Genomic DNA, 6,788 nt, shown 5'->3' on the forward strand with positions numbered 1-6,788 from the left:
GGGGTTCGGCGCTGCGCGCGCTCACCGCCGACCTACGTGTACGGGCTTCGTAGGTCGGGGTGAGCGGCGAAGCCCGAACCCCGACGCTCAACGGCCCTCATCGACCACCGCCGCGTATTGCCGGATCAACTGCGCCAGCGACTCCGCCTCGAGCTTCGCGAACAGGTTGGCGCGATGCGTCTCCACCGTGCGCGGCGACAGCGACAGCGCCCGCCCGATCTCCTTGTTGGTGAGGCCCTGCACGATGAGGCCCACCACTTCCTTCTCCCGCTCGGACAGCTGCGCGTAACGCTCGCGGGCCGCGCGCCCGCCGGCGAGCCGCTCGCGCGAAGCCACGTGCTGTCGCACCGCGCCTTGCACGGCCTCCAGCAGCGCCTCGTCGTCCACCGGCTTCTCCAGGAACTCCGCCGCGCCCGCCTTGAACGCGCGCCGGCACATCTCCACGGTGCCGTGCCCCGTGAGCATGATCACCGGCTGGTCCACGCCTTGCGCCACCAGCGTCTCGAGCACCGCGAGCCCGCTGATGCCCGGCATGCGCACGTCCAGCACGATCGCGCCGATGTCCTGCCGCGGGAACTCGCGCAGGAACGCCTGCGGATCGGCCCAGCCCTGCACGCGCAGTCCCACCGTGGAGATCAGCAGCGCGAGGCTGCCGCGCACGGCCTCGTCGTCGTCGATCAGGTGGATCAGGGGCGACTGCGGTAGAACGCTCATGCGGCGGGCGCCAGTGGCAGGCGCAGGGTGAAGGCGGCGCCGCGCGGCAAGCGCGGCTGCACGCCCAGCTCGCCGCCCATGCCGGCGGCGAGGCTCTCGCAGAGGTTGAGCCCCAGGCCCAGGCCGTTCTCGCGCGTGGTGAAGAAGGGTTCGAAGATGCGGGGCAGCACCTCGGGCGCGATGCCCGGTCCGCTGTCGCCGACGGTCAGCGCGCCCTGGCCGCGCTCCCGGTGCACCAGCACCGAGAGTTCGCGTTCCGCCGACGGCACCTGGTCCAGCGCCTGCAGCGCGTTGGTCAGCAGGTTGTGGATGATCTGCTCCAGGGCCACCGGCTCGGCCTGCACCGCCAGCGCGTTGCCCGCCTCCAGGCGCGGCGCGACCTGGCGTTTCGCGAATTCCGGCTCCAGGAGATAGAAGGCGTTGCGCACCGCGTCCTGCAGCACCACGGACTGCAGCGCCGCCGATGCGGCGGGGCGCTCCACGCCGCGGCGCAGGCGCCCCAGCACGTCGGCCGCGCGCCTGGCCTGCTCCTCGGCCTGCCGCATGGCCCCACGCGCGGTCGCGAGTTCCGGCGGCTCGTCGTCCAGCAGCCGGCGCGCGGCCTGCGTGTTCGCGAGCAGGGCGGCGAGGGGCTGGTTCAGCTCGTGGGCCATGCCCGCGGCGAGCTCGCCCAGCGTGTTCAGGCGCGCGACCTGTCCCAGGCGCAGCAGCTCCTCGGCGCGCTCGCGCTCCGCGCGCTGGCGCCGCAGCCATTGCCACAGGGCCACCGCGAGCGCCATGGCCGCGGCCCAGGCCAGCATGGCGCGCCAGGGCAGCTCGCGCCACGCGACCGCGCGCTGCGCGACGACGTCGAAGGGCTGGCTGTCCGCGGCCAGGTGCTTGCGGAACTCGAAGCGCCACGGCCCTTCGCCATGTCCCGGCTGCACGAGGTACTGCCGCCCTCCCTGCTCCAGCGCGACGCGCACCGGGCTCGCATCGGGCGCCATCGGCCACTCGTTCCAGGGCACGACCTGGCGCAGGTCGAAGGTCGCCGCGAAGCTCGCCGGGTCCGCGGCGAGCACCAGGCGGTATCTTCCCGCTGCCGGGTCCGCGTCGGCGAGGGCCGCGCGCCGTTCGATGCGCGAGCGCGCTTCGGCCGCGGAGAGCGCGGCATCGGGCCACGCCGCGCCGGCATCGCGCCGCTGCACCGACAGGATCTGCGGATAGAGCGCGGGCAGGCGCTGCTCCGGCGTGTCGCCGCCGGTGCCGGGCTGCAGCAGCGCCAGGGTGGCCAGCACCGCGTCGTGCTGCACCGCGCGCTGGCTCAGGAGCCGGTGCACGATGCGGGCATCGGTCTCGAAGTCCTCGCGCAGCCGCTGCAGCTCCGCCCGCGCGAGCAGCACGCCGCCGGCCACGCTCAGGGCGAGCCAGAGGGCGAGGGGCAGGCGGTGGCGGCGGAGTGCTCGCATGGGCGGATTCTGCACAATGCGGCCATGTCCCTGGTTTCCTCCGCGCAGCGCGTCCCGCCGCAGGTGCTGCTGCGCTGGTCGGTGATGGTCGCCGCCGTCACCATCGCGCTGAAGTCGCTCGCCTGGTGGCTCACCGGCTCCGTGGGCCTGCTGTCGGACGCGATGGAGTCCATCGTCAACCTCGCGAGCGCCGCCTTCGCGCTGCTGATGGTGAGGATCGCGGCGCGCCCGGCCGACGAGGACCATCCTTACGGCCACCACAAGGCCGAATACTTCTCCGCCGGTTTCGAGGGGCTGATGATCATGGTTGCGGCCGTCGGCATCCTGTGGGCCGCGCTCGATCGCCTGCGCGCGCCGCAGGCGATCGAGCAGCTGGGGATCGGCGTCCTGCTGTCGGTGGTGAGTTCCGCGATCAACGGCGGGCTGGCCTGGCTGATGTTCCAGTCCGGCCGCCGGCACCGCTCGATGGCGCTGGAAGGCGATGCCCGCCACCTCATGACCGACGTGTGGACCTCCGCCGGCGTGATCGTGGGGGTGTCGCTGGCGGCATGGACCGGCTGGCTGTGGCTCGACCCGGTGGTCGCCATCGGCGTGGCGCTCAACATCCTGCGCGAGGGCGTGCACCTGGTGTGGCGTTCCTCCGAAGGCCTGATGGACCGCGCGCTCGAACCGGAAGTGATCGCCGAGATCGCGAAGACGCTCAGGCAGTTCGAACACCGCACGATCCGCTTCGACCACGTCGCCACGCGCCGCTCCGGCAGGCGCCGCTTCGTGGACCTGCACATGCACATGCCCGCGGACTGGACCCTCGGCCGCGCCGCTGCCGTGCGGGCCTCGGTGGAGCAGGCGCTCATGAGCGCGGTGCCCGGCCTGCGTGCCACCATCCAGCTGCTGCCCACCGACGTGGAAGCGCATTTCGACGACGAGGAGGACCTGATCTGATGCTGGCCGTGGTGCAGCGCGTGCGCGAAGCGAAAGTGGTGGTGGAGGGCCGCACGATCGGCGGGATCGGGCACGGCCTCCTTGTGCTGGTGTGCGCCGAACGCGGCGACGCGGAGGCGCAGGCGGACAAGCTGCTGGCCAAGTTGCTGAAGCTGCGCATCTTCAGCGACGAGGCGGGCAAGATGAACCGCAGCGTGCAGGATGTCGCGGGCGGGCTGCTGGTGGTGAGCCAGTTCACGCTGGCGGCGGACACGAGCGGCGGGAACCGGCCCAGTTTCACCAATGCGGCGCCGCCGGAGGAGGGCAGGCGGCTGTACGACTATTTCGTCGGGAAGGCGCGCGCCGCGCATCCGGTGGTGCAGACCGGCGAGTTCGCGGCGGACATGCAGGTGCACCTGGTGAACGATGGGCCGGTGACGATCCCGGTGACGGTGCGGTGACCGTCATCCCCGCGAATGCGGGGACCCAGAGCTTCCGAACGCGGCCGCAGGCCGCTTGCCTGAATGCCCTGGATCCCCGCCTGCGCGGGGATGACGAGGCTAGTACGGGTCGGGATACCCCAAGGCCCCCATCAGCAGCACCTCCAGCGCCTCCATCTCCAGCGCCTGTCTTTCTCCCGCCTCGTGATCGTACCCCTGCGCATGCAGGGTCCCATGCACCAGCAGGTGCGCGTAATGCGCCTCCAGCGTCTTCTTCTGCTCCCGCGCCTCGCGCTCCACCACCGGCGCGCACAGCACCAGGTCCGCCGACACCACCGGCGGCTGGCCGTAGTCGAAGGTCAGCACGTTGGTGGCGTAGTCCTTGCCGCGGTACTGGCGGTTCAGCGCCTGGCCTTCTTCGGCACCGACGATGCGCACCGCGATCTCGCCCGGCGCGGCGAGCGCCATCTCGACCCAGCGCCGCACCCGCGCCGAGGTGAGCACCTTGCGGTGTTCGGCGGCGCCGGGGAAGGTGCCGAACTGCAGCGAGAGGTCGAGGCCGTCCTTCATGCCGCCGCCCTGTCGCCGGTCTTGCGGGCGGCGTCGTAGGCGTCGACGATCCGCGCCACCAGCGGATGGCGCACCACGTCGCCGCTGTTGAAGCGGGTGTGCGCGATGCCTTTCACCCGCTTCAGCACCCGCTCGGCATCGACCAGCCCCGAAGGGCTGCCCTTGGGCAGGTCGATCTGGCTGACGTCGCCGGTGATCACCGCCTTGCTGCCGAAGCCGATGCGGGTGAGGAACATCTTCATCTGCTCCGGCGTGGTGTTCTGCGCCTCGTCCAGGATCACGAAGGCGTTGTTCAGGGTGCGGCCGCGCATGAAGGCCAGGGGCGCGATCTCCAGCGCGTTGCGCTCGAAGGCCTTGGTGACGCGCTCGAAGCCCATGAGGTCGTACAGCGCGTCGTACAGCGGGCGCAGGTAGGGATCCACCTTCTGCGTCAGGTCGCCGGGCAGGAAGCCGAGCTTCTCGCCCGCTTCGACCGCCGGCCGCGTGAGCACGATGCGCTGCACCGCGTTGCGCTCCAGCGCGTCGACCGCGCAGGCCACGGCGAGGTAGGTCTTGCCGGTGCCGGCCGGGCCGATGCCGATCGTGATGTCGTGGTTGGCGATGTTGTCCAGGTACACGCTCTGGTTCGGCGTGCGCGCCTTGAGGTCCGTGCGGCGGGTGTGCAGCACCAGCGCGCCGTCCTCGTCCTCCACCAGCGGGGCCGCGTCGCCGGCCACCATCAGCTGCACCTTTTCCTTCGAGATGTTGCGGCCGGCCATCTCGTACAGGGCTTGCAGCACGTTCATGGCCCTTTCGGCCTTGGCCTTGGGCCCCTCGACGCGGAAATGCTCCTGCCGGTGCGAGATCCTCACCTGCAGCGCCTCCTCGATGGTGCGGAGGTGTTCGTCCATGGGGCCGCAAAGGTGCTGCAGCCGGGTGTTGTTCAGAGGACTGAAGGCGTGTCGGAGAATCAAGCTGATAATCCCGTGAGAGGACCGCAATGATAGGCAAATTGACGGGGACGTTGAGCGAGAAGAACCCGCCGCAGGTGCTGGTGGACTGCCATGGCGTCGGCTACGAGGTCGACGTGCCCATGAGCACCTTCTACAACCTCCCGGGCTTGGGCGAGAAGGTGTCGCTGCTCACGCACTTCGTGGTGCGCGAGGACGCGCAGATCCTGTTCGGATTCGGCTCTGCCGGCGAGCGCGAGGCTTTTCGCCAACTCATCAAGATTTCGGGCGTGGGCCCGCGCACCGCGCTGGCCCTCCTGAGCGGCATGAGCGTGGGCGACATCGGCCACGCCGTCACGCAACAGGACGCCAGCCGGCTGGTGAAGATCCCCGGCATCGGCAAGAAGACGGCGGAGCGCCTGCTGCTGGAACTCAAGGGCAAGGTCGGCGCCGATCTCGGCCAGGCCGGCACGGTGGTCGTCGACGACGCCCAGGGCGACATCCTGCAGGCGCTGGTCGCCCTCGGCTACAGCGACAAGGAGGCGCAGGCCGCGCTCAAGTCGCTGCCCAGGGACGTCGGCGTGAGCGATGGCATCAAGCAGGCGTTGAAGGCGCTGGCGCGGTGAGCATCAAGACCGACGATTTCGCTCCCGCGCCCGAGAAGAGGGTGGTTTCCGCCGCGCCGGCTTCGCCGGCCGAAGAGGCCATCGAGCGCGCGCTGCGTCCCAAGGGCCTCGCCGAATACGTCGGCCAGGCCAAGACGCGCGAGCAGCTGGAGATCTTCATCGGCGCGGCGCGCAAGCGCGGCGAGGCGCTCGACCACGTGCTGCTGTTCGGCCCGCCGGGCCTCGGCAAGACGACGCTGTCGCACATCATCGCCCACGAGCTCGGCGTGAACCTGCGCCAGACCTCGGGACCGGTGCTGGAAAAACCCAAGGACCTCGCGGCGCTGCTGACGAACCTGGAGCGCAACGACGTCCTCTTCATCGACGAGATCCATCGCCTGTCGCCGGTGGTGGAGGAGATCCTCTATCCCGCGCTGGAGGACTACCAGATCGACATCATGATCGGCGAGGGCCCGGCCGCGCGCTCGATCAAGCTGGACCTGCAGCCCTTCACGCTGGTGGGCGCGACGACGCGCGCCGGCATGCTGACCAACCCGCTGCGCGACCGCTTCGGCATCGTGGCGCGGCTGGAGTTCTACACGGCGGAGGAGCTCACGCGCATCGTGCATCGCAGCGCGGGACTGCTGCAGGCGCCGATCGACGCCGAGGGCGCCTCCGAGATCGCGCGCCGCTCGCGCGGCACGCCCCGCATCGCCAACCGGCTGCTGCGCCGGGTGCGCGACTACGCCGACGTGAAAGGCACGGGCCGCATCGACCGCGACATCGCGCAGAAGGCGCTGGCGATGCTGGACGTCGATCCGCAGGGCTTCGACGTGATGGACCGCAAGCTGCTGGAGGCGGTGATCCACCGCTTCGACGGCGGGCCGGTGGGCCTGGACAACGTCGCGGCCTCGATCGGCGAGGAGCGCGACACGATCGAGGACGTGATCGAGCCGTACCTGATCCAGCAAGGTTACTTGCAGCGCACGCCGCGCGGGCGGATCGCGACGATGGCGGCGTACCGGCACCTCGGTGTGGTGCCGCCGCAGAGCGCAAGCGGCCTGTTCGAGGGATGAATCCGTAGGTCGGTGGTGAGCCCGAAGGCGAACCCCGACGCCGGGAGCCGCTACGCGGCGTGTCGGGGTTCGCCTGCGGGCGCAC

General features: G+C 70.8%; 8 protein-coding genes. 4 read left to right on the forward strand and 4 right to left on the reverse strand.

Annotated features, from left to right (window positions below; genetic code table 11):
- Positions 1–87 precede the first annotated feature (87 nt).
- Both VF522_RS04690 and VF522_RS04695 read right to left on the reverse strand, forming a co-directional pair.
- The gene (locus VF522_RS04690) at positions 88–714 is read right to left on the reverse strand and encodes a response regulator transcription factor (protein ID WP_330907070.1); all 627 of its coding nucleotides are present in this window, start codon (positions 712–714) and stop codon (positions 88–90) included.
- On the reverse strand, positions 711–2,162 hold the full coding sequence (locus VF522_RS04695; RefSeq protein ID WP_330907071.1) for a sensor histidine kinase: 1,452 nt from the start codon (positions 2,160–2,162) through the stop codon (positions 711–713). Before VF522_RS04695 ends, VF522_RS04690 begins: the two co-directional genes overlap by 4 nt.
- Positions 2,163–2,186: 24 nt before the next feature.
- Between VF522_RS04695 and VF522_RS04700 the strand changes: the two genes are divergently transcribed.
- Together VF522_RS04700 and dtd are read left to right on the forward strand one after the other, a co-directional pair.
- Positions 2,187–3,104, forward strand: coding sequence for a cation diffusion facilitator family transporter (locus VF522_RS04700; RefSeq protein ID WP_330907072.1), 918 nt, complete (start codon positions 2,187–2,189; stop codon positions 3,102–3,104).
- Entirely contained in the window at positions 3,104–3,544 is a 441-nt protein-coding gene (gene dtd, locus VF522_RS04705; protein ID WP_330907073.1) for a D-aminoacyl-tRNA deacylase, read from the forward strand. The genes VF522_RS04700 and dtd overlap by 1 nt, the downstream gene beginning before the upstream one ends.
- A gap of 99 nt (positions 3,545–3,643) precedes the next feature.
- Here the strand turns inward: dtd and ybeY are convergent, their stop codons facing one another.
- Together ybeY and VF522_RS04715 are read right to left on the reverse strand one after the other, a co-directional pair.
- Positions 3,644–4,093, reverse strand: coding sequence for an rRNA maturation RNase YbeY (ybeY, locus tag VF522_RS04710; protein WP_330907074.1), 450 nt, complete (start codon positions 4,091–4,093; stop codon positions 3,644–3,646).
- Positions 4,090–5,046 (reverse strand): PhoH family protein, encoded by a 957-nt coding sequence (locus VF522_RS04715; protein WP_330907075.1) that lies wholly within the window; start codon positions 5,044–5,046, stop codon positions 4,090–4,092. The genes ybeY and VF522_RS04715 overlap by 4 nt, the downstream gene beginning before the upstream one ends.
- A gap of 26 nt (positions 5,047–5,072) precedes the next feature.
- On the opposite strand from VF522_RS04715, the gene ruvA reads away from it, so the two are divergent.
- Together ruvA and ruvB are read left to right on the forward strand one after the other, a co-directional pair.
- Complete coding sequence (gene ruvA, locus VF522_RS04720; protein WP_330907076.1) at positions 5,073–5,648, forward strand: Holliday junction branch migration protein RuvA; 576 nt, start codon at positions 5,073–5,075, stop codon at positions 5,646–5,648.
- Entirely contained in the window at positions 5,645–6,703 is a 1,059-nt protein-coding gene (gene ruvB / locus VF522_RS04725; RefSeq protein ID WP_330907077.1) for a Holliday junction branch migration DNA helicase RuvB, read from the forward strand. The genes ruvA and ruvB overlap by 4 nt, the downstream gene beginning before the upstream one ends.
- Positions 6,704–6,788: the final 85 nt, after the last annotated feature.

This window comes from Ramlibacter sp. (genome assembly GCF_036383835.1).
Lineage (GTDB): Bacteria > Pseudomonadota > Gammaproteobacteria > Burkholderiales > Burkholderiaceae_C > Ramlibacter.

Excerpts from the sequence above, each read along its gene's own strand:
- VF522_RS04690 (WP_330907070.1), bottom strand. The coding sequence starts at position 714 with ATGAGCGTTCTACCGCAGTCGCCCCTGATCCACCTGATCGACGACGAC.
- VF522_RS04695 (WP_330907071.1), bottom strand. The coding sequence starts at position 2,162 with ATGCGAGCACTCCGCCGCCACCGCCTGCCCCTCGCCCTCTGGCTCGCC.
- VF522_RS04700 (WP_330907072.1), top strand. The coding sequence starts at position 2,187 with ATGTCCCTGGTTTCCTCCGCGCAGCGCGTCCCGCCGCAGGTGCTGCTG.
- dtd (WP_330907073.1), top strand. The coding sequence starts at position 3,104 with ATGCTGGCCGTGGTGCAGCGCGTGCGCGAAGCGAAAGTGGTGGTGGAG.
- ybeY (WP_330907074.1), bottom strand. The coding sequence starts at position 4,093 with ATGAAGGACGGCCTCGACCTCTCGCTGCAGTTCGGCACCTTCCCCGGC.
- ruvA (WP_330907076.1), top strand. The coding sequence starts at position 5,073 with ATGATAGGCAAATTGACGGGGACGTTGAGCGAGAAGAACCCGCCGCAG.